The organism is Neobacillus sp. D3-1R, from assembly GCF_052180215.1.
Taxonomy (GTDB): Bacteria; Bacillota; Bacilli; order Bacillales; family Cytobacillaceae; genus Pseudoneobacillus.
On record NZ_CP197471.1, the window covers coordinates 4,185,961 to 4,209,479 of the forward strand.

The 23,519-nt window shown below is 40.8% G+C and carries 13 protein-coding genes and 1 riboswitch; of the genes, 4 read left to right on the forward strand and 9 right to left on the reverse strand.

Annotation, left to right across the window (positions count from 1 at the left end):
* The first annotated feature begins 6 nt into the window (after positions 1 to 6).
* Both secA2 and ACSBPO_RS21015 read left to right on the forward strand, forming a co-directional pair.
* Positions 7 to 2,355 (forward strand): accessory Sec system translocase SecA2, encoded by a 2,349-nt coding sequence (gene secA2, locus ACSBPO_RS21010; protein WP_442596789.1) that lies wholly within the window; start codon positions 7 to 9, stop codon positions 2,353 to 2,355.
* Between the two features lie 119 nt (positions 2,356 to 2,474).
* Entirely contained in the window at positions 2,475 to 3,380 is a 906-nt protein-coding gene (locus ACSBPO_RS21015) for an accessory Sec system S-layer assembly protein (protein ID WP_442596791.1), read from the forward strand.
* Between the two features lie 297 nt (positions 3,381 to 3,677).
* Here the strand turns inward: ACSBPO_RS21015 and ACSBPO_RS21020 are convergent, their stop codons facing one another.
* The 7 genes from ACSBPO_RS21020 to ACSBPO_RS21050 all read right to left on the reverse strand — a co-directional run bounded on the left by ACSBPO_RS21020 (position 3,678) and on the right by ACSBPO_RS21050 (position 16,025).
* On the reverse strand, positions 3,678 to 4,391 hold the full coding sequence (locus ACSBPO_RS21020; protein WP_442596793.1) for a WecB/TagA/CpsF family glycosyltransferase: 714 nt from the start codon (positions 4,389 to 4,391) through the stop codon (positions 3,678 to 3,680).
* Between the two features lie 60 nt (positions 4,392 to 4,451).
* Positions 4,452 to 5,729, reverse strand: coding sequence for a nucleotide sugar dehydrogenase (locus ACSBPO_RS21025; protein WP_442596795.1), 1,278 nt, complete (start codon positions 5,727 to 5,729; stop codon positions 4,452 to 4,454).
* 625 nt (positions 5,730 to 6,354) lie between these two features.
* The gene (locus ACSBPO_RS21030; RefSeq protein ID WP_442596796.1) at positions 6,355 to 8,517 is read right to left on the reverse strand and encodes a 5'-nucleotidase C-terminal domain-containing protein; all 2,163 of its coding nucleotides are present in this window, start codon (positions 8,515 to 8,517) and stop codon (positions 6,355 to 6,357) included.
* Between the two features lie 259 nt (positions 8,518 to 8,776).
* Positions 8,777 to 10,606, reverse strand: a complete 1,830-nt coding sequence (locus ACSBPO_RS21035) for a DL-endopeptidase inhibitor IseA family protein (protein ID WP_442596798.1) — start codon at positions 10,604 to 10,606, stop codon at positions 8,777 to 8,779.
* Positions 10,607 to 10,772: 166 nt separating this feature from the next.
* Positions 10,773 to 12,437, reverse strand: coding sequence for a DUF5667 domain-containing protein (locus ACSBPO_RS21040; RefSeq protein ID WP_442596800.1), 1,665 nt, complete (start codon positions 12,435 to 12,437; stop codon positions 10,773 to 10,775).
* An 88-nt stretch (positions 12,438 to 12,525) separates the two neighbouring features.
* Positions 12,526 to 12,614: riboswitch (cyclic di-GMP riboswitch) on the reverse strand.
* 357 nt (positions 12,615 to 12,971) lie between these two features.
* The gene (gene ltrA / locus ACSBPO_RS21045) at positions 12,972 to 14,405 is read right to left on the reverse strand and encodes a group II intron reverse transcriptase/maturase (protein WP_442596802.1); all 1,434 of its coding nucleotides are present in this window, start codon (positions 14,403 to 14,405) and stop codon (positions 12,972 to 12,974) included.
* Positions 14,406 to 15,059: 654 nt separating this feature from the next.
* Positions 15,060 to 16,025, reverse strand: coding sequence for a nuclease-related domain-containing protein (locus tag ACSBPO_RS21050; protein WP_442596804.1), 966 nt, complete (start codon positions 16,023 to 16,025; stop codon positions 15,060 to 15,062).
* Between the two features lie 303 nt (positions 16,026 to 16,328).
* Between ACSBPO_RS21050 and ACSBPO_RS21055 the strand changes: the two genes are divergently transcribed.
* Together ACSBPO_RS21055 and ACSBPO_RS21060 are read left to right on the forward strand one after the other, a co-directional pair.
* Positions 16,329 to 17,939, forward strand: coding sequence for an SWIM zinc finger family protein (locus ACSBPO_RS21055; RefSeq protein WP_442596807.1), 1,611 nt, complete (start codon positions 16,329 to 16,331; stop codon positions 17,937 to 17,939).
* Positions 17,932 to 20,817 carry a DEAD/DEAH box helicase gene (locus ACSBPO_RS21060; RefSeq protein ID WP_442596809.1) on the forward strand — a complete coding sequence of 962 codons (2,886 nt, stop codon included), beginning with the start codon at positions 17,932 to 17,934 and terminating at the stop codon, positions 20,815 to 20,817. Before ACSBPO_RS21055 ends, ACSBPO_RS21060 begins: the two co-directional genes overlap by 8 nt.
* 213 nt (positions 20,818 to 21,030) lie before the next feature.
* Here ACSBPO_RS21060 and ACSBPO_RS21065 read toward each other — a convergent pair whose 3' ends face one another.
* Both ACSBPO_RS21065 and ACSBPO_RS21070 read right to left on the reverse strand, forming a co-directional pair.
* Complete coding sequence (locus ACSBPO_RS21065) at positions 21,031 to 21,321, reverse strand: DUF3006 domain-containing protein (RefSeq protein WP_442596811.1); 291 nt, start codon at positions 21,319 to 21,321, stop codon at positions 21,031 to 21,033.
* Positions 21,311 to 23,053, reverse strand: a complete 1,743-nt coding sequence (locus tag ACSBPO_RS21070; RefSeq protein WP_442596813.1) for an S-layer homology domain-containing protein — start codon at positions 23,051 to 23,053, stop codon at positions 21,311 to 21,313. Before ACSBPO_RS21070 ends, ACSBPO_RS21065 begins: the two co-directional genes overlap by 11 nt.
* Positions 23,054 to 23,519: the final 466 nt, after the last annotated feature.

Below are 23,519 nucleotides of genomic sequence, written 5' to 3' on the forward strand. Positions count from 1 at the left end.
TCTCTTTTGCTAAACTATTTTAAAAAAATAGTCGGTACAAAGGATTCAAAACAAATTAAAAAATACCGTCAAATCGTGAGTCAAATAAATGAATTAGAAACAGATTTTGAAGCATTATCCGATCAGGAGTTAATAGGGAAAACTGCTTACTTCAAGGAGCAGCTTGCTTCTGGAAAAACGGTTTTTGATATCCAAGTCGAAGCTTTTGCTGTTGTGCGCGAGGCGGCGAAACGTGTGTTAGGCATGCGCCATTACGATGTGCAAATGGTCGGTGGACTCGTGTTAGCGGAAGGAAATATCGCGGAAATGCCAACGGGTGAAGGGAAAACATTGGTTGCCTCCCTACCAAGTTACTTGCGCGGCTTAGAAGGCAAGGGTGTTCACGTTATCACCGTTAACGAATATTTAGCACGCCGTGACCGTGAAATAGTTGGAAAAATCCATGAGTTCCTCGGGTTAACCGTTGGTTTGAACTTGCCAATGATGGAGCCGGATGCGAAGAAGTTAGCGTACAAAGCGGACATTACGTACGGGGTAGGGACAGAATTCGGTTTCGATCATCTTCGTGACAATATGGTTTACGAAACTGGCCAACGCGTGCAGCGCCCGTACCATTATGCGATCATCGATGAAGCCGATAGCGTGTTAGTCGATGAAGCGAAAACACCATTAATTATTGCCGGTAAAACAGGAATTAGCTCGGAGTTGAGTTATTTATGTGCTCGTATCGTGAAAAGCTTTGTTCGCGATGAGGATTTTATTTTTGACGAAGAGTCCCACACCGTTAACTTAACGGAAGATGGAATTACGAAAATTGAAAAAGGCTTTAGTGTCGACAATTTATATGAATTGGAGCACCAAACGCTCTACCATTATGTGATTCAAGCATTGCGTGCGATGGTGATGTTCAAACGCGATGTTGATTATATTGTTCAAGATGGACAAGTTATGCTGATCGATATGTTTACGGGTCGCCCAATGGAGGGAAGAACGTTAAGTAACGGACTTCACCAGGCGATTGAAGCAAAGGAAGGTCTGGAAGTTTCTGAAGAGAACAAGACTCAGGCATCGGTCACGATCCAAAACTACTTCCGTCTGTATCCAGTGTTATCCGGTATGACAGGTACAGCAAAAACGGAAGAAAAAGAATTCCAAGAGCTGTACGGAATGGATGTTGTTCAAATCCCAACGAATCGCCTTATCATTCGCGAGGATTTAGAGGATTTCATTTATATGACGATTGACCAAAAATACACGGCTGTTGCCAAGGAAGCAAAACGCATCCATGAAACGGGACAACCGATGTTAATTGGAACGACTTCGATTTTGCAATCGGAAAAGGTTGCGGAATATTTGAAGAAGGAAGGCTTGTCGTTCGAGCTATTAAATGCGAAAACGATTGAGCAAGAAATCGATTTAATTACGAAGGCTGGCCAAAAGGGTCATATTACGGTTGCGACAAATATGGCTGGACGCGGAACCGACATTATGCTGGGTGAAGGTGTGGCTGAGCTTGGCGGTTTATATGTCATCGGGACTGAACGCCATGAATCACGCCGGATCGACAACCAGCTGAAGGGACGTTCTGGTCGCCAAGGAGATCCTGGAAAGTCTCGCTTCTTTATCTCCCTTGAGGACGATATGTTTAAGCGATATGCGAAGGAAGAACTAGATAAGTTGGTTGCTTCGGTTGATGCAGATTCTGAAACTGGCCTTGTCGTGAGTAAGAAAGCGAAGGAATTTGTTGAACGTACCCAACGTATTTGCGAGGGCAGCAGCTACTCGATGCGTGAGTACAACTTAAAACTAGATAATGTCATTAATGAGCAGCGCAGAACGATATATACATTGCGCAATCGTGTGTTGGAAGAAACCGATATGTTACCGGTTGTCCTGCCAATGATTGGCTCTTATGTGGATCGTTTGTTTGACGAAACTTGCAGTGAAGAAGTCATTGTGGAAAAATGGGATTTAAATGGGCTTGAGCATGAGCTAGTTCGCATTTTAGCTGACCGTGACGTAACCTTCCCTGAAGGCTTAACATCCAAGGAAGAATTGATGAAGTTTGTCGAACCAATCGTGGCGGATTACATTGAATCTCTTGAAGCTGATCGCGAAAATGGAAGCATACAAAGCATTTTCAAACGAATGCTGATTGCGTTTATCGATATGCACTGGTTAGAGCATATTGACGCGATGGAACGTTTAAAAGAAGGCGTTGGCTTACGTAACTACAGCCAAGAAGACCCAATGCGCCAATACGAACGCGAAGGCCTAGAGCTATTTACTATGATGTACGAAAACCTAGAACGAGATGTCGCACGCGAAACAAGCCACATCCGTTTAACCCTTTAACACAGTAGCGCAGTGGGGGTCAGACCCCCGCTCGTTTAACGCGGTGAAGTGGCGGGGGTCTGACCCCCGGTACTTTAAAGTGGTGAAGTGTTTAGTTTGATTGATTGGAGGTATGGTTGATGTTAGGTTTCTTTAAACGTAAGAATAAGGATGAGAAGATTGAGAAGCATGGTACGGATAGTGTGGTGGATTCTCAAGAGTTATTAGGTGGCGAGGCTGGTGAGGATGCTTCAACTGATGAATCTGTTGAAACTAGTTTATCCTTTTTACCAGAAATGACGGTTAGTACGGAAGAACGCTATTATTTTCAGTTCTTACATAACGAGCTTCCACTCCTAAAGGCGAACCAGATTTCGTTAGCTGGGATTGAATTAAAGCAGGTTGGCGACGAATGGCATGTGGTGGCCTTTGTTCGTAATACGCTGTCTAAAGGAATTCGTTTTGAGCAACTTCCGTTATTGTTAATCGGACCAAATGGCGAAAAGCTTGGACGTAAGGAATTTGATTTAAGCCAGTTAGGCGAATTACCGCCAAAGAGCAGTACACCTTGGCTATTTGTGTTCAACCAAAATGACTTAGCAGTTGAAGAATTACCTGAAGAAGGCTGGAAACTTGCTTTTGAATTGAAATCCAAGCACCGTTTAGATCTTGCTGAAAGCTGGGAGAAATCTTTACCAGCTGAAGATAAAGATCGTTTAGCTAAGTTGGTTGAGAACATGGAGCCGCCTAAAAATGGTGAAGTAAACTTCATGGGTATACAGGCTCAGGTAGCTGAAAACGGCAACCTTCATGTAACCGTAATGGTTCGAAACGGTAATCCAAAGAATATTAAACTAGAACAAATTCCATTAGTCGTCGAAGATGCTTCAGGAGAAGTAGTGGCTAGAGGTGGCTTCAAGCTAGAAGACTTTGAAGTAAAAGCTAACACAAGCAAGCCTTGGACGTTTATTTTCCCTAAGGAAATGGTGACGAAAGAGAATATCGACTTATCGAAATGGAGAGCTTATCCTCCACAGCAGCAATAGAACATAGAAAAAGCGCCTGGTTTTTAATTGACCAGGCGCTTTGTTTTATCATCTAGCATTAAAATGTGACATCTATCAAAATTAGGTACACTCACCTAATACTATCCACCTACGACAAAGACAGAAAAAACACCTATCAGGCATTGATAGGTGTTCTTTCTACTGGGCTACCAACCGAGATTCTATGCAAAAGCAGAAGGAAATAATTTCTGTTACATATATATATTACCATTAAAAATGGCATATCTCAAATACAATTTATTGAAATCAAATAAGAATTTTGTGCAAACGATTCCTTTATTTTTTGGAAGTGACCGCCTTAATCAAAAACTTCGGTAAAGCAGCCTGACGCTTGATACGCCAAGGTTCTTTTAGTAGACGGTAAAACCATTCAAGACCTAACTTTTGGAATGATTCAGGAGCACGCTCCAAATTTCCAGAAATTACATCAAAAGACCCACCTACCCCTTGATAAACAGAAGGGTGCAATTGTTCCTTATTGGCAATAATCCAATTTTCCTGTCTTGGACTGCCCATCGCTACAAAAATAATATCCGCTTGTGATTCATTGATGGTTTGGTGAACCAACTGCTCATCCTTTTGGTAACCATCTACTGTCCCCACAATTTGAATGCCAGGATACATTTCTTCTAGTTTTGCTTTTGCTTGATCCGCCCTGCCTGGTTTCCCTCCATAAAGGAAAACTTTTTTACCGTGCTTGGCCGCGGCTTCACAAAGCTTTAACATCATATCAATGCCGGTAACGCGCTCGCGAATTTGGCCACCTTTAAGCTTCGACGCTAAAATAACGCCAATGCCATCCGGAATTTGAAAGTCTGCGGAATTAAGCAGGTTTCTTAATCCCTCATCTTCCTCAGCCTTCATAATTTTTTCAGGATTAATCGCGACAATAAATGCTTTTTCACGGTTATCGATTTTTTTCAGTAGTTTAGCTATTAGTGAGTCGTAGTTATCCGTACAAACGTCTACACCTAAAATTGTCTCTTTCATGCGTCATCACCTTTTGTAAATGGCTAAAGCGTCTGCGATAGCCAGACGCTTTTTAAAAAATTAGTTATTCTTTGAATCTCCAAGTGTGAAGACTTCAAAGCCTGCACTTTCCCAAAGCTTGCGGTCTAAGCAATTCTTTGTATCTAACACAAGCTTAGTTCTCATTTTATCAGCAAAGCTTGCTGGATTTAAGTCTTTGAATTGTTGATGCTCTGTTAAGACCACAATTAAGTCAGAATGGCTAACCGCTTCTTCTAAAGACTGTGTTTGCTGCTCAAATTTATTTTCTTTGATATGCGGGTCATAAGCGGAAAGGTCAAGTTTTAGTTCCTTCATATGGTGAAGCACTTCCATTGACGGACTTTCACGCATATCATCAATATTGGCTTTGAATGCTAATCCAAATGCCGCTACTCGAGGATGTTGAATCCCTTTTGCATCAAGAATTCGTTTTGCCTTATTAGCAGTATATTCTGGCATGCTATCATTGGTTGTACGAGCTAGATGGATCATTTTCGCTAAATCCGGCTGTAATTCCACCATGAACCAAGGGTCAACGGCGATACAATGTCCACCTACACCTGGACCAGGAAGGTGAATATTTACACGTGGGTGGTAGTTCGCAAGCTTAATTGCTTCCCAAACGTTTACCCCGATTTTTTCCGAGATTTTCGCTAATTCATTGGCAAACGCAATGTTCACGTCTCTGTACGTGTTTTCAATTACTTTTACCATTTCAGCAGTCGTTGCATCCGTTACGTGAATCGTACCTTCCACAAATGTACGGTACAGTTCAACCGTTAATCGGCTGGATTCCTCGTTAATTCCACCAACGATACGATCGTTTTGAACTAACTCCACGAATACTCTACCTGGAATAACGCGTTCTGGAGAGTGAGAAATGTATAGCTCTGTGCCAAGTTCTAGGCCAGTTTCTTTTAAAACTGGAATCATGATATCTTCAACCGTTCTTGGAGGCACCGTAGATTCTAAAATTACAAGATTACCTTTTTCGACAAAAGGAACAATTGATTTGGTTGCGCTGCGTACATATTCTAAATTAGCTGTTTTGTCTGCGTTGATTGGCGATGGAACCGCAATAATGAACACATCTGCTTTTTCCACCTTTGTAGAAACCGTTAGATTCCCGCTATCAATAGCTGTAATTAAACGTTCCTCTAGGCCATTTTCCTCTATATGAAGCTGTTTGTTGGCGATCATGTTAACAGCTTTTTCATTCACATCCATACCGTGCACTTTTAATCCGTGGTTTGCGAACATTACGGCTGTTGGAAGACCAATGTAACCAAGTCCGACCACACAAAGCTTTTTCGACATAAGTGTTTGTCTCCTTTTCTGTTGAAACCTCTAAATATGAATTCCCTTTGTTATTATAGCGAAAAAAAGCGAATGGTCATAGCTTTTTCCTCTGAATGTAAAAATGTTGTAATACGTCTAACTTCTAATACACACTTTTTCATAGTATGTATCATTTATTTAAAATGATTGTAGAATAAACTAAATTTTTATGCAAATTTTGGCGAATGGTGGCGGGTAGGGATTTGTGTTTTTATAGATTGAGTCGACCTGTATGCGAATCGATGTTTTGTTCCCTTTTTGGACTCTTTTGATAACACTTTTGATAAAAAAAGTGATCTTATTAAAGAATTCATTTTTTCCACTAGTTTTCTGGGTATATTTGAGAAGAATTTCCCCTTAAAAATGGTTAAGCCGAAGTTTATCCGAGTTTTGTTGCTGTGTTTCCGACTTTGTCACCAAGTTATCCGAGTTTTTGGGACAAATATCCGTCTAAATTCGATTTGTTTCCGACTTTGTCACATTTTTCAAATAGACTCCCCTATCATCTTTTTAAAAAAGGATACACCCACTAACTATCTATCACCCTACAAAAATAAAAAACTAGATGGCACCATAAGGTACCATCCAGTTCATCAAATCAAAATTATTTTAAAAGAAGTGATACAAGCTTCGCACTTTGAGCTCTTGAAGCGCCAGTTCCAGGATTGAATAAATCTTCGTAACCTTTAACATAGCCTAATTCAACAGCTGCAGATACTGCGTTTTGAACTTCAGCATCTAATTTAGTGATGTCATTGAAGTCAGCAGTTGCAGTAGCTTTGTAATCAACTTTGTTCTTTAAGTTGTAAGCTCTGATTACCATTGTAGCCATTTGAGCACGAGTAATTGCCTTGTTTGGTTCGAACGTTGTTTCAGAAGTTCCTTTTACAAGACCGTTTTGGAATGCAGCTGTGATTTCAGCTTTTGTTGCTTCATCAGCGTTTGCAATATCTGTAAATGCAACAGGTGCATCAGTAGCTTTTAATCCTAAACCACGAACAAGTAAAGAAGCGAATTGTGCACGAGTTAAGCTGCTTTGTGGTAAAAAAGTACCTTCAGTTGTACCTTTTACTACTTGTTTTACGCGTAGGTCGTAAACATAATCAGAAGCCCAGTGATCTGCTGGAAGATCTGTAAATGGAGTGAATACTTCAGAAATACGTCCTTCTGCTTTGTAATCAACTGGCTTGCCGTCAAATGATGCTACAAAATTTGTTGTTGCTTCAAGATCTTCTGGACCTTGTACAAACTTATTACCTGCAAATTCAGCGATTTGGTAACCCTTAACTCCATACATATAGTTATTAACAACTACTGTGTATTCTTTGCTTTCATCAATCTTTGTTCCATCTGGGAACATGATGTCCACTACTTTGTTTGTATCTCCATCCCAAGTGTACTTAAATCCACCAATATAGAAGTCTAATCCTTTACTTGTAATTTGGTTGTTAAGTACTGTTCTTAATTCCTCACCAGTTAAACTTACTTTAACTAATGTATTTGCAAATGGTTGAACAGCAAAAAGATCTCCTACTGTGATTGGTCCTTTATCAATGGAATAACGTACGCCTCCACCATTCATAAGAGCAAAATCCGCGTCCATTTCTGCTTTCATACCGTCAGCAATTAAGTTACCCACAGCTTGGTCTCCAACAAGACCACGAGAAGGATATGAGCCCTTCATGTCGCCAGTTGATTCACCTACTACTTTTTCTGCAATCGGCTTAACTAAATCAAGATATTTTTTCAAAAGAGCTGCCATTTCTGGATCAGCTGGAAGATCGCTTTGGAATACGGTTTTAACTTCAGCTTCTTTGTTAACAATATCCCCTGATACCGGATCAATTTCTAAATCTACATCTGCAAATGCTGTTCCGTAAGAATAAGCTTGGACAATTAGTTTATTGTCTACTAATTTATCTACACCTACATGGTTGTGTGCAGCAAAAATTACGTCTACTTCATCATCAATTTTTTCAGCGAATGCACTAGCGTCAAAATCTAAATCGTTACCATTTTGCGTTGTTGGATTATGCGCAATAACAACGATTGCTTTAATACCTTGGTCTTTTAATTCTTTTGCATACGTATTAATCGCTTCTGCTTCATCACGAACCTCTAAGTTTTCGTTTCCAGTTGCCACGATGATGTCTGGAGTTTCTTGGGTTGTTACACCAATAAATCCAATTTTAGCTCCGCCAACTTCTTTAATTGCATATGGTTCAAATAATAATTTGCCTGTTGATTTGTCATATACGTTTGCAGAAATCATTGGGAAATTCATTCCATCATAGCCTTTTAGGCCTTTACCACCTGGGTGATCTCCACCTTTAACCATACGCATTAATTCCGCAATACCTTCATCAAACTCGTGGTTTCCTGGTACCCCAATATCAAAGCCCATAGCTTCAAATGCTTCAACCGTTGGCTCATCTTGGAATGCAGCAGAAACAAGTCGGCTAGCCCCGATCATGTCACCAGCATTAATTAATAATGTATTTGGATTTGTTTTTTCAGCTTCTTTTAAATAAGCAGCTAAATATTCAACTCCACCAATTTTGGACTCTTTTACTCCGTCCTTATCTCTATCAAAAGATGAGGAACTATCAAGCTGTCCGTGGAAATCGTTTACTCCTAAAAGTTGTACCTTAATATTTTCTGTTTCTGCCTTTACTAATTCTGTGCTAAACGGTGCTGCAAATGCTCCCATCGCTAACGCTGATGTTAGAGCAACACTTACTAATTTTTTACCATACTTACGTAACATTCAATCTCCTCTTTCCTGTTAAAAGTTTGGATTTTATGTCGAACCATAGACTATTGTAACAGATTCATAGGGTAATAGTAACGAAGTTTTTAGAATTTATGTAAAATTTTTGTAAGTGTGACTTTTCTACTAGATTCATCAATATTTACAGAATAGTAAACCATTGTTTACCTTTCTAAAGTTTGTTGTTAGATTGATAGAATTTCGCAACAAATTTAACACACAAAAAAAGAGCCAGCACAAGTCTGGCCCTTCCACCTTAATAAAGTTCTACTCTTCCAATTTCAGCAATTTTAAAATCCATGTACCCTACAGGCTGGATGAGGAAATACAGATTGTTTTCTCCGTTTTCAAGAGTTCCTTTGTATGAACTCTCAAGTTCAAATTTTACTTTCACGATATATTCGACTTGAGAGTTTTTTCTACCGATCTCTGTGAAATTGACATACTCTATTTTTTTGATTCCCTTTTTAAACTCTTCCACGTTAAAGTCGTTAGGATTTATAAAAAGTTGTTTGGTTGTTTCCGTATTTTTTAGTAAAAGGGTAACAAAATTAAAAGCAGGATTGATATTTCCTGGAATATCTAGGTTCCAATATGGCTCTTTACTGATTCTCCAGCCGATATTTTGCACATATTGATATTCCACTAAATAGTTCTGCTTTTCCGTTGTATCTCCTACCGGAATCGTGAGTAGGTATGTTAGAGTGTTATTTTCATTTTTAGTTAATTGAGCCGTTGCTTTATCCCATCTTAGTAAAGATCCGCCGTCTGCTTCCACTTGAGCTAATCGTCCATTGTATTCAATGATGCCGCGGGATTGAATAAACGATTCTGCTGCCGCTTGGGTTAAAGAATTTTTCAAAAAAGCTAATAGCTCGCTTTTTGTATCAATTGAACTTGATAGGTAACGATACGTTTTCCCTTGGTACGTAAAAGTTTGGTATTCACCTGGACGATACGTTCCACCTGCTTGAACGTAGCTGGATGCTTGCGCGAATTTTGTGGCGAGCTCTACGGCAAGGCTATCCGTTAAAGCATTATTTGTTTCTAGCGCCGGTTCCTTACTAATTCTCCAGCCGACCTCTTTCACGAATTGAAGCTCCACGATAAAGGTTTGTTTTTCAGTGGTATTCCCAACCGGTACGATTAATTGATAGATTTGTTTGCTGTCCTCAGATTTCACTAATTTCGCCGTTGCTTTATCCCACTGTAATAAGGAGCCGCCATCCGCTTCGATTTGAGCTAATCTTCCATTGTATTCAATGATACCGCGGGATTTAATGAACTGCTCTGCGGCTGTATGGGTTAATGAATGTTTCAAGTAATTTAATAATTCGTTCCTTGTATCGATCGAACTTGATAGATAGCGATACGTTTTTCCACCATACGTAAAGGTTTGATACTCACCTGGACGGTAGGACCCGCCAGCCTGAACATAACTGGAGGCCTGCGCAAATTTTTTCGCAAGGTCTAATACCCCTTCGGCTGTTAAGGAACTTTGTTCAAATGAAGGCTCATTGCTTAATCTCCAGCCAACTTTTTGAACATACTGGTACTCTGCCATATAGGTCTCTGTCACACCTGTGTCTCCAACCGGAACCGTCAGCTGATAGTATTCCGTATTTTTCGTGGATTTAATATATTTAGCCGTTGCTTTTTCCCACTGTAATAAAGACCCGCCGTCCGCTTCTACCTGAGCCATTTTCCCTTTGTATTCAATGATCCCATTGTCTTTTAAAAATTGTTCCGCTGCTTTTCTAGTAAGTGTTTTTGCTAAGTAGTTTACTAGCTCCTTCTTTGTATCAATAGAGCTAGCCAAATAACGATAGGTTTTCCCCTTGTAACTAAATGTTTTATATTCGCCAGCTTTGTAATCACCGCCGCGCTGTACATAGGCGGACGCCTTAGCAAAGTCGCTTGCCAGTTTGATAGCTTGTTGGGTCGTTAATTCATTTTTAACTTTTTCCGGGTGTGTATGTTTCGGCTGTTCTTTCGCCCAAACCATCCCATCATTCATTAAAAAAGGTGTATTCAACAACGCAACCGTTAATCCAGTAAGTAGAATTTTTTTACCTTTTCCCTTCATCCGTTGATTCCTCCAAATAGTGTTTTATGTCAAACCACTAATTTAGACGCCAGTAAATGGAAAAAGATGCGTTCTTTTTTGGAAAATAGTTCTTTTTTACTAAATTATTTTTCCGACAAATTTTTTATTAAAAAAGAGTGAGGTCCGAGGACCCCACTCCAATTCATTATTTTTTACCTTTTTTCTCTTCTGATTTACCGTGACCTTTGTTTTCTTCACTTTTGCCATTGCCTTTTGATTCTTCTTTAGCTGGTTCTTCGGATTTTTCAGCTTCTGATTCAGTAGGTTCGGTTACTTTCGTTTCTGTTTCAGCTTCAACCACTTCTACTTCCTCTGCTTCTTCCTCTGTCACTTGTTCTTCTTGTTTATTTTCTTTTTTCACTTCTTCTTTTTTCGCTTGGCCTTTAGATTGTTCCTTTTTGGTTGCAGCTGCAGCTTTCTTTTCTGTTGCTTTTGAAGTAGCTTCCGCTTTCTTAGATGTTGCCGCTGCTACCTGGATTACTTCTTTTTTCTTGCTTTCTTTTGCAGAAATTGTTGTTACTGTCTTTTCAGCAGAAGCTACAACAGTAGTTTCTGCACTTTCTTCTGTTGTTGAATCAGTTGCTTGGTCTGTTGTTGCTTCAGTTGTTTGCTCAGTTGTTCCTTCAGTTGCTGATTGTTCAGTTGTTCCTTCAGTTGCTGATTGTTCAGATGTTTCTGTCGTACCTTCTGTGTCATCGCCTTCTGTTGCTTCCTCAGTCTTAGGAGCACCCGCTTTTGCTAGGAATTTCTCATTCTGCTTGTTTAGGCCTTTAAGCTTTCTCTCTAGCTTTGCAATCGTCTTTTCGTCGCCACTCTCTTTTGCCGCTTCAATCGCTGCTTCAATTCCACCAATTTGTTGAGCCACTTTTTGCTGCTTCACTTGATGAACATTCACACCAAGCTCCTTCATTGCCCCGCCAAAACCAGACTCATCTAGTAAACTAGCAACCTCTTCAATCGACTTACCACTAATGGTAGCCAAAGAGATAACTTTCGCAATTTCCCCGTATCCAAACTCTTGCTCTCTTAGAGTTTTTACTACTTCTGTATCAAGACCTGCTACAGATTGGGCTACTAAATAAGCTTGGTCTGTTTTCGCAGCTACTTCTTCTTGTTGTTCAGGTTCAAGCTGATCCACTACTTCGTCCGTTACGTCAGTTGTTTCCTCTAACTCACCAGTTAGCTCGTCCTTCACTTCTTCTGATGATTCCGGATCTGTTATCACTTCTGATACCTTTTCTCCCGCTTGGTCAAGAAGGGCTAAATAATCAGTTACGGCCTTTTGAACGTATTCTGTTTTTTCCGCCTCTGTCATCGTTTGTGCTTCGGCTAAACGTTCTTGTGCAAATTGTAAAAGTAGGTCCGCTTCCTTCTCAGGGTCGAATGTTACAAGAAGCTTTAAGTCTTCCATTAAAAGGTCAAATGTGTATAAAAATGAATCTGGTGTAGTACCCGCATCCGTCGTTGGAGTCGTTTCTTCCGTTGTCGTTGTTGTATCTGAAGGTTGTCCTTCTGTAGAAGTTGCTCCGTCTGTTGCTTGGTCATCTGTAGAAGTTGTTGTATCCGTTGAGGTTGTTGCATCTGTGCTAGTCGTTGTATCTGTACTTGTGGATGGATCCGTGCTTGAAGTTACATCTGTACCTGAAGTCGTATCTGTGCTTGTAGTTGCGTCTGTGCTAGTTTGTCCTTCTGTTGCACTTGTTTCCGTAACTGTGCTAGTGTCTGTAGAAGTTCCCGTCTCTGCTGCAAAGGCTTGTGTTCCAACACTAAACGATAATGCCAAAACCGTTGTTACAATGATCTTTTTCATTTCTAGTCCCCCTGGTTTTTAAAATGGTTTTCCAAATTAAAATCCAACAAAAAAAGCTACTCCGAAGACTAGCATAAACCGGTCGATCTTCGGCAGCTGGCTGGCATGGTTATGTTCATAACCGAAGCCCCTTTAGTTTTGCGTCCCTGAATTTCTCCAGGTTTGCCCTTTCGGATTTTAAATTGTTACCTAAATTTTACTCCCCTTCGTATTCCTTGTATATAAAATTCGACAAAGTTTTCAGAAAACAGGCCTTTTTCCCCATTTCAAAATAAGATTTTTTTCAGAATACGGCACTAAATCCCTATTCTTGATATTGATTTTCGATTTATCGGACACGTCATTCTACTTTATCGGACACTTTTTAAAATTTATCGGACAGGTTGACAATGTTTAACGGACACCTCAAAGAGTTTATCGGACACACACTCAATAAAGTAGGGAAACCTTTCTCAAGGCTTCCCCCTTATCAAACCGTACGTGCCCTATTAAGGCATACGGCTTACCAATATGGCGTATTGTTTACAATCTTTGTCAAGAGGATGCATTCCAGGCATTTTGCATCTTTTGGAGTCGGTGAGGAGTATAGTACTTCTCACCTTTTGCTTTTGCTCTTTGAATTCTACTTTGTAATTTCCTTTTGGATTTTCTAGTCGAATCACTTAAATATTGTTCTTCCGTGTATCCATAAGCTTTGTTAAGGTAAAGCCAATATGAGGGAATTAATTTTATTTTGAGAAAGAATGCGTTGTTCCACAATGACTGCATCTTCATCCCCTTCCTTTGAGAGGGATGTTTATGGATGAATGCAACTCGAAGTCTCCTTCTTATATATCCGTCCAACGATTGTAAGGTTCTTCGAACCCATCTTGTGATGCAGTGACTTTTAATCCCTAATTCTTCATTTTCCTTAATAGCTTTTATAATCGAAATATAGTAGTTAACCTTCCCTCTAATGATTGGATTAACACGATTTACCCATTCTTCTTTATTTAAGGTTAATGTTTTACGTGTTTTCTCTTTTATTTTAAAGCGAAAGTCTTTTATGGATTCTTCTTTTGGTGTGACGTGATATACAGGCTTCTTATCTTTCTTTCCTTCTCTCCAATGGTGAAAAGTAAAACCTAGAAAATCGAAGTTATCCTTTTGAAAGTCAACGACTTTCGTCTTCTCCTTGGATATTTCTAATCCCAATTCTGTTAACTTACTTTTTGTTAGAGAGGCTGCTTTCTGTATATCTTCTTTCGACTTTGCAAAAAGAAGAAAATCATCTGCGTATCTTACAAATCTAATCCCATGTAAATCCCATTCCCAATCCATTTCATTAAGGTAAACATTCGCAAGAAGTGGTGAAATCACTCCGCCTTGTGGAGTACCATAGTCAGAATGTATTCTTTTCCCTTCCTCCATATATCCCGCTTTTAGCCATTGTTCAATCATTTTCAGGACCGTACGGTCCGATATGTATTTCTTCAAGACTGAAATGAGCTTTGTATGTGGAATATTGTCAAAGAATCCTTTAATGTCACAATCATAGATATGATTATATCCTTGTTCTATATTCCAAAGGATTATCTGTAATGCTCTCTTTACACCTCGATTTGGACGGTACCCAACTGACCAATTGTGAAACAGTTGGTCTTCAAATTTAGGCTGAAGTACATTAACCACACTCTGTTGCACAACTCTGTCTTCAATAGTCGGTATTCCTAATGGACGTTTCTTACCATCCTTCTTTGGAATATATACTCTTCTGACTGGTAGAGGTTGATATTCTTTGTTTCGAAGCTTGTCTAGGAGAGAGAATATATTTTCCTCTAGTCTAGATTCATAACTTTTAATCGTTTCGCCATCTACTCCGCCCGCACCTTGATTAGCTTTTACTTGTAGAAAACTTTCTGTAAGTTTACGGTCAAATAATAGCTGTCCATAGACGCTATGTAGTTTAAATTTCCACTCTTGATTCATTGCTTATTCCACGTCCTTCCTTGATGTACATTCAAACGGTTTTACCGCAGTAACATGATTGTTGGCATTACATCACATCCATGACTTGGAGCCATAGGTCATTCCCCTTCCGTTCATTCAATGTTATGGTCATTGAACTACTTCCGTACTACGAGAATGTCTGACTTCTCTACCCGTTCTTCGTCACTTCGGAGTATCCTTATAGACTAGAACCCTGCCTGTTCGGTAAGGTAGAGATCTCACGGGGTCATCGCAAATTCCTTCAAAACATACCCTGCACCATCACGTTATAAGCCACATATCCCAGCTCTGACTTCTTAGGGAAATGTCTTTTTAGAGGGTTTCCTCACTTTTCGAAGAGTCACCAACTTATCCCGCCGCCGTGCTTCACACTTATTGTATTAGGGTCTGCCTTTTCGCCTACGGGTCTCTCGACTTTCCGCATCTCCTTCAGACAATACCTCACGATATTGCCCTAGATTAAGCTTCTCGAGCTAGGTCAGCCTCCTCGAGGATGGACTTTCACCATCTGAAATACAACTTCATTTCTCTCATTCAGTCGTTACACCGAAGTGTCGTCTCTGTCCAGAAACGAAGTGGAGGACCCTGACAATGTCAGGGTCCTATGCGACTGCCCGTCGCACAAAAAGGGGATCAACCATCCCCCCATTCATAATAAACCCGCGCCTTCCTTTCTCCAGAAAAAGGTAACTTTAAAGCCTTTAATATTCTTTGCGCAGTTTTTTCATGGGAAATATGGAGAAATTGCCGAAGCTCGGCATTGGTAATGGTAGGTTTGATGAGAAGAAAATAATCGCGGATGGCTTGCACATGAGCATTTTTTGACTTTGTACCACAAGCCGAACATATCCATTCTCCGTAGTGGTACTGCATCGGAATTTTATAACATGTTGGACATTGCACACCCGTTTGAATATCACTTTCTTTAATCCCGTATTTGGCAAGAATGGAACTCCTGCTCGGCGGGGTGTGACTTTTTACCAGAAGCCGAAAAAGCTTTCCGGTTGTTTTCTGATCCATTTTTTCTGTGTGATAAAGCTCTTCCAGCCTTTTTACACGTTCAACAATATTGCCCGGCTTAGAAACGTCTTCGTAAATTTTTTTGTTCCCTGTGGAATTAATAAGGATACAATTGGGGTTCGTAAATACGGAAAGTGAAATGATGGGGATATCAGGATATCGGTGTGATTTCAACCACTTTTGAAGCTCCCATACCTGCCTCGAAACCTGAGATACCGGGTCTTGCAGGGACTTTTTTTGATTGCCCTTCTCTTGAATAACTTGCTTAAAATTAGCATCTAAGTAGATGCTGCCAGTGTAATTTTTCGTTTCAATATTGAGGATAAAGTAAGAAGAAAGTAATACCGTGTCTAGTTGGAAAAAGCGTGGACCGTTTGCGAGGCGAATACCATGAAGGAAATGATACCTTTTTTCAGAAAGAGGCTCTAGATAGTACTCTAAACTTTGTTCACCTTTAAAACCTGAGTATTCATTTGCATAACGTTCTTTTATATTGCTTATTTTGGGATGATGTGGGACAACTCGCCTTGATAAAGCGTCATAAACTAGCATTTTAACCGGCTTGGCGCGGAATTTCATTGTTATTAAACCTCCTTTTTAAGTAGATTTCACTATAAATGTACATAACTCCTTCTCTTTAAAAATAAAATTTTAGAACTGTGTACCTTTTCGGACACAATTCTAGCGTTTTCGGACACATTTCAACATTTATTGGACACTCGCAATCATTTATCGGACAGCTTCACCACGTTTATCGGACACTCCCAAGAATTTGTCTTCCCTTGATGCCCCCAGCCCATTTTTTGGGTATAATAAAAGAATATGCTTTTTTAAAAAATTGCGGCGATGCGCTGCTATCTATATAGAAGGAGGTCCTATTCAATGGGGACTTTGCCTAGTGCTGTCGAGCAAGGGCTGAAGTATGTGTCGGAGACGTTGCGTTCGATGCTGCAGCCGGATGTGGAAGAGAACGCCAAGATGGTGCAAAAAGGGATGCTTCTTTATCGACAGGGTCTCGTTTATCAGCTGAAGTTTGAAAATGATCAAGTATATGCCTCCGTGCAGGATGTAACACCTGTCAAAGTACGGATTGACTTGTCTTTTTTTGAAATGAGCGATTGCGGCTGCCCTATTATGGGGCTGTGCCGACATAAACTCGCTGTTTTCTTTGCTGCTTATGCCAAAATTGGCAGTGTGTCCGAATGGATTGAAAATTGGCGCGAGCCATTGAAAACCAAAAGTGCCACCGCCAAATGGGGGATCCAGCGTGCGAAGGACCTGTTAAAGGCGAGTGGAACGTTACAGCCAAACTATGACCGTTGGCTGGAGGCTTTTAATGAAAGCTTTGAAACCATCCTGACGCCTAGTAAAATTAAAAATCAGTATGTGCTGCCAGAACTTTTTCACGTTTACAAACTTAGAATTCGGGCGTCCGCTCCCCTTGAAAAAGAGTGGAAGCTGCTATACGAGCTTGTGGCCGCCATCTTTACGTTTCAAAAAATGATTGAACTCGCGGATGTGATGCAATATTCGCCCGGAGAAACAAATAGAGTCTTTTCACCGATTCTAGATGAGCTGATAGACGATTCTGAGGAATACATTCAAAAGCTTGGGGTCCAAACGATGCCCTTTGCGTTCGATGAATTTTTAGAGCGTCTGCGCGAAGATTCGAGCACGCTTCTCGAAAGCAATCCTCTCTTCCCGATTGAAAGACTGATGCTCTACCGTCTGTTATGGACGCATCTTTTTAAACGAAAAGAGTGGCGCGAGGCTGAGTTGTCCAATATTGCTGGAGCTCCGACGTTTGAATACGCGATTGCGGAAATTCACCAGCTTTTTCTATTAAATCGTGACAGTGAAGCTCTTGAAAACCTTCAAAAACAAGGTCCGATGATAGTGCCGCTGCTGCTTCAATGGCTCGAACTCATGACTTCGAAAAAAGAATGGTCACGCATGAGGCCATTTGTCGAAATGTTCGTTGATTTTTCCAAGTCCTATCTGAAGGAATATCGAACCGACCAGCAATGCCGCCATTTCACAAGGGTTGTGATTCAAGCGATTCTGCCGTACTGCTCAGAAACGAAAAGCGATGACCTGTACGAGCGAGCGCTTCAGTATTTACTGCCGTACAGCTATGTTTCGTATGACACTTTTCTTTTTGAAAAAAATGACTTCGAACGTTGGAGTGCACTTCAAGCTTATATCGGCATTGACTTGGAGTGGATTGGCAAGGACCGAGTCAGCTTGTTATCGGCGCAAAGTCCGGAAACACTTGTCATTCTTTATCATCAGTCGATCCAACAGCAGATCGATTTAAAAAATCGCCAAGGCTATCGCCAGGCGGTCCGCCAGTTGAAAAAACTTCGGACCGTTTATAAGAAGTTGAAGCGTTTGGAGGAGTGGGACGAATTTTTCGAGCTGTTGATTGAAAAAACGAAGCGTCTGCGCGCCTTCCATGAAGAATGCAAAAGGGGTAAGTTAATCCATGCTTAGAACGAAATCACTGACCATTGCAGTTGAAAAACTAGAAAATAACCTTTATGCAGTCCGCGCCATTGCGGACGAAGTATTCCTTCCTGTTTCGGACTGGAGAAACATGCTTTTCCAACGTCACCGCGAAAGCTATTATGGCGCCTTCCTTGAGGTGAAAAATGAGGCGGTTCATCTTGACAGCTGGCAGCTAACGACGCTTTTTGCCCATGAAAAATTTAATCCGTTTATTGAATGGGACTGGGATGAATTAGCTGAGCTCTGTCTAACGGCTGCTCCTTCCTTATATGAGGCAATTACCGAAAAAGACTGGCTGCCGGATTTTAAGGCGCTTGAGTTTGGCGAGTTTCGTTGGCAGCTGCCAAAACGGGTAATGGAAGAGTTTGATATTTCCTTTTGGGAACGCCGTTTGGGAGAAGAAACGGTTCAAGAATTTGTCGGCGACTGGTTCCACCAAGCACTGAATGGGCATTTAAATCAAAATCGAGAGATGAAACAGTTTCTTGGCCATAAGCTAGACCTTTTACAAAAACAAAGCTTCCCTCAAGGAATGCTTTCTGCGTTTTTTGATGAAGATACTTGGTTGGAATGGATTGGTCTAAAGGAAAGCGATGTACCGTTTACGATTGGCTTGCGTCTGGATGAACCAGAGTTTAGTGCGGCTGTGGAAGAATCCTTTGACAAGTTGGAAGCACATGAACCTAGTAGGAGCGATCCTTCTGATTGGACGCTTGAACTGTTCTTACGTGACCGTAAAAATCCAGAGAAGATGGTTGAGGTAGCTGCGCTTCCTACAAAATGGCGGAAGTATATGGATGCGATTCAGGAGACGGAAGCCCGCTGGGTACGAATTTTCCCATGGCTGCGCGGTATATCGTCTCTGCAAGGCGGGGACGATTTCGGGGAACGAGAAGGTCTAAAGCATGTTCTTTCTGAAGAAGAAGCGTGGATGTTTTTAACCGAAGCTAGCGAAACGCTTCTAAATTTGGGCGTCGAAATCCTATTGCCGGCATGGTGGGAAGCAATGCGTAATGCGAACTTGAAGGTGAAGGCCCGTGTGAAGGGGTCCGCGTCCAGTCATCGTCCTTCCTTTGTCGGATTGCAGGCGATGCTCGATTTCGATTGGCGTTTTTCTATGAATGGCGTGGATTTGTCAGAAGATGAATTTCAGCAGCTTGTTTCTGAAAAAAGACGCCTCGTTTATATTCGCGGACGTTGGGTGAAGCTTGACCCCGCATTTATTCGGCAAATTCAAACGTTAATGAAGCAGGCTGAAAAAGAAGGCTTGCATGTTCGCGATTTAATTGAGCAGGAAATGATCGGAGAAGAGGAAGAAGATCAGCTTGAAAATCCAAAAGCTTTTGCCAAAATTCAAATTGAATTAAATCGTCAGTGGAAAACGATGATTCATCAGCTTTCCGAGTTGAAGGAATTACCAGAGGTGCCGGTTCCAGAAACGTTGAAAGCAGAGCTTCGACCATACCAGCAAACGGGGATGAACTGGCTATTATTTTTACGAAAATATGGATTTGGCGCTGTGCTGGCCGACGATATGGGGTTAGGAAAAACGATACAGTTGATTTCGTATTTGTTGTCGGTGAAAGAAAAGGAGCCGACTGCAGGGCCAGCCTTAATTGTTTGTCCGACGTCTGTCCTTGGCAACTGGCAGAAAGAGCTCGAACGGTTCGCCCCGAGCTTAAATGTGTATTTGCATTATGGCTCAGGACGATTGAAGGAAGAGGCATTTAAGGAAAAGGCTGAGGCTAGTGATATTGTGCTAACTTCTTATGGGTTAACTCATTTAGATGAAAGTGACTTCGAGTCGTTAACCTGGAGTGTGATTGCCATTGACGAGGCGCAGAATATCAAAAATGCTCAGACCAAGCAGTCGCGTGCTGTGAGGAAGTTAAAGGGGCTGCATCATATTGCTTTAACCGGGACACCGATGGAGAACCGTCTAGCCGAGCTATGGTCGATCTTTGATTTTACCAATCATGGATATTTGGGCAGTTTGGGGCAATTCCAAAAGCGTTTCATCGTGCCAATTGAAAAAGATGATGAAAAGCAAAAGATTCGTGAGCTCCAAGGGCTGATTCGTCCGTTCTTATTGCGCCGGACGAAACGGGATGAAGAAGTGGCCTTGAATCTACCGGATAAACTGGAGCAAAAGGAATATTGTCCGTTAACAGCCGAGCAGGCATCGCTTTATGAGCAATTGATTTCTGATACATTTGCACAGATTGAAAGTTTATCAGGGATTGCTCGAAAAGGGTTGGTGCTGCAAATGCTGGGCAGGTTGAAGCAGCTTTGCAACCATCCTGCATTGTATCTGAAGGAAAAACCTGTTGTGGATATTTTGGACCGTTCCACGAAAATGGAGAAGCTCATTGAAATTATTGAGAATGTGCTAGAACGCGAAGAAAGCTGTCTCATTTTTACTCAGTATATTGAAATGGGTGAAATGATTCGCGAACTGCTGAAGAAGAAGTATAAATTAGATGTGCCATTTTTAAATGGCAGTGTACCAAAAGCACAACGGGATGATATGATTTCCCGCTTCCAGGACCGAAAATTCCCAGTATTCTTGCTGTCACTGAAGGCCGGGGGAACCGGGTTGAATTTAACAGCAGCCAACCATGTCGTTCATTATGACCGTTGGTGGAATCCAGCTGTTGAAAATCAAGCAACCGACCGGGCGTATCGAATTGGTCAAGAGCGTTTTGTTCACGTCCATAAGATGATAAGCACCGGGACGCTAGAAGAAAAAATCGATGCCATGCTGGAAAAGAAACAATTTTTAAACGATCAAGTTATCCAAAGTGAAAACTGGATCACCGAGCTTTCTACGGAAGATTTGCGTGAATTGGTTTATTTATCATAAAAGTGTGGGCTGCCTTACTTATCGGGCAGCTCTTTTTTTTAGAATGTCCGATAAGTTTTAAAAAGTGTCCGATAAATAAAAATTTGTGTCCGTAAAACACTCGGAAGGTGTCCGAAAAATCCGATCATCTGTCCGATAAGATAATTTAGATGACCATTTTCATAGTGCTATGCCTGTAAAAATGGTTATTTACCAGAAAAAATCCTTCCCTTTTTACAGAGAAGGATGTGTATTGATCAATTTTTGTAGCAATTCTTTATTTTTTCTGCGAACTTTCTCTGTTTCTTCCTTCAAATAAGTTACCGATTTGATTTTTCCATTTTTAACATCCACTTGAAGAATACTGCCTTTTGTCACTTCATCCGGAAGTATCGTCCGCGGGACATTAAGTTCCATTGTTTCGTCGGAACGCAGCAACAAGACCGCTACCTCTCCTTCGAAACGATCGATTGTGTAGATGGCTTGTCCAAAGATTTCTGCTACATCCTGACTATTATTTTGCATATATTAATTTTCCAAACGGGTCATACAGCTTTGCACTATCACTTGAGTTATTCCAGATATATTTCGTCGTCCATAAAAGGATACTTGGACGTTTTTCGTATGCATTCGGACCTGCCGTGATGGTGACAGATTGTCCTGCTTTTAGTTCATATCCTTCTGGGAAAGGGAATGTTTGATTTCCATTTACACTCACCAGCTTCCACCCCGTCATCGTCACGTCGTTTGATCCTTTATTTTTAATGGATACTGTTTCTTTTCCAAGGTCTAGGCCAGTTATGATTAGGTTCCCTGTTTCATAAGATGGCTTTGTCTCCAGTTTCGGCTGAGTTTCTTCGATTTCATCGGTTTTTTCAGCATATTGCCATGGATGTGCTAACACATCATAGGTACTGCCATTTGTTTTAACTACAATGGTGCCAGACTGGGCCGTTGAATAGATACTTGTTCCCCACTGAAGCAAACGGTCCAACACTTCCTTATGCGGGTGACCATATTGATTGTTTAATCCATAGGATAGAATCGCTACTTTCGGTCTTACTTCATCAAGGAACAGGGCACTTGTAGAAGTTTGTGAACCGTGGTGACCTGCTTTTAAAATTTCTGCTTCGACATTATAGGTTTGCACCATTTGAGCCTCTTGTGGTGCTTCCGCATCAGCCGTTAATAAAAAGTCAATTGTCCCCATGCTCAATTTCAACACGATGGATGCTTCATTGCTTTCTTCATTGGCGTCACCGCTATTTAATACTTCTACTTTAACTCGTTTATCATAATCGAGCAGCTGACCCTCTTTTGCCACCGAAACCGGGATACCTTTTTGTTGGATTAATTGTAAGTACTCACTATAGGTTTCTGTTGTATGAGTATTGCCGCTATCCAGTATAGCTTTTACAGGTATATTTGCTAGTACAGCTAATAGTCCACCAAGGTGGTCGGCATCAGGGTGGGTGGAAACGACAAGGTCTAAGGATTGAATCCCTTGTGCTTTTAGGTACTGAACGACTGAGTTCCCCATTTCTTTTTTTCCGCCATCCACTAACATGTTCTTACCATCTGGGAAAAGTACCAAAATACTATCTCCTTGACCGACATCTAAAAAATGCACCTGGAAATCAGGGAGTGGTTTAAACTCATCGTTTAACATCCGTGCCATAAATAAAGCAAAATGTTGGCGAGATAAAGCCAGGTTTGGCTTAAATACATTTCCTGGATAGCCGGTAGTGATATTATTTTTAGCTAAAGCTTCGACATACTCATGAGCCCAATTGTCTTTTGGCACATCACTAAAGTCCCCAGGATAGATCCCAGATAAGCCATAAGCAATCGCTAATATTTTGGACATTTGTGCTCGAGTGAGAGTTCCATTAGGGTCAAAATACTTTTTCCCTGTCTTGGGATCTGTTTTTCCGCCGATGAATCCCATCTCAATGGCTTTTGCCACTTCTTCATAACCGTAGTCACCAGGCTTCATATCCATTAAACCTGGATTCGGAGCACCGCCTAAGGAACCTTGTTTTTCCCTCAGAATCATTTGCACCGCTTGAAGCCGTTTAATCGGTGACTTCGGACGGAACTCACTATTGTAACCTTTAATGATTCCGCGTTGAGTTAAAAAGCCAATCTCACTTTCATATTGTGTGACATCAGCAAAAGATTTCGCTTCAGTCGGTTGACTCGATAAAAGAATACTAATAATAAAGGTAATCAGTATTACATAAACTTTACTTTTCAACTTGATATCCCCTTTCCATCCTAAAATTTATCATGGATGAAAAAGGAGCAACTTATGTATAAAATCAGACATTGTAGCGAATTTAATCAATTTATCACTGTACAGCATTACCTCACCGGGGGTCTGACCCCCAGTGAGGTAATGCTGTACAATACTAAAGTGAAATGACAGCAGGGTATAATAAAAAAAACACTCCATTAAAAGGAAATGGGATGTTTTTTTAAAGGTCGTTTTTAAATCCATCTCTTATTTAAGCAATAGGTATGTTCATTTTCTCTGCACATATCATCCATGAATCCTTATATCCTAGTTTTATCTTGTTATAAGGGGGACACGAAAGAAATGTTACTATATTTCCCTTCTGGATTAGAAAGTAATTACATATGGACATAATTGGTTCATCCAAAATGATAGTCAAATTATGTTTATAATATAAAATTCTCCCTCTATTTTTTCTAATTCCATC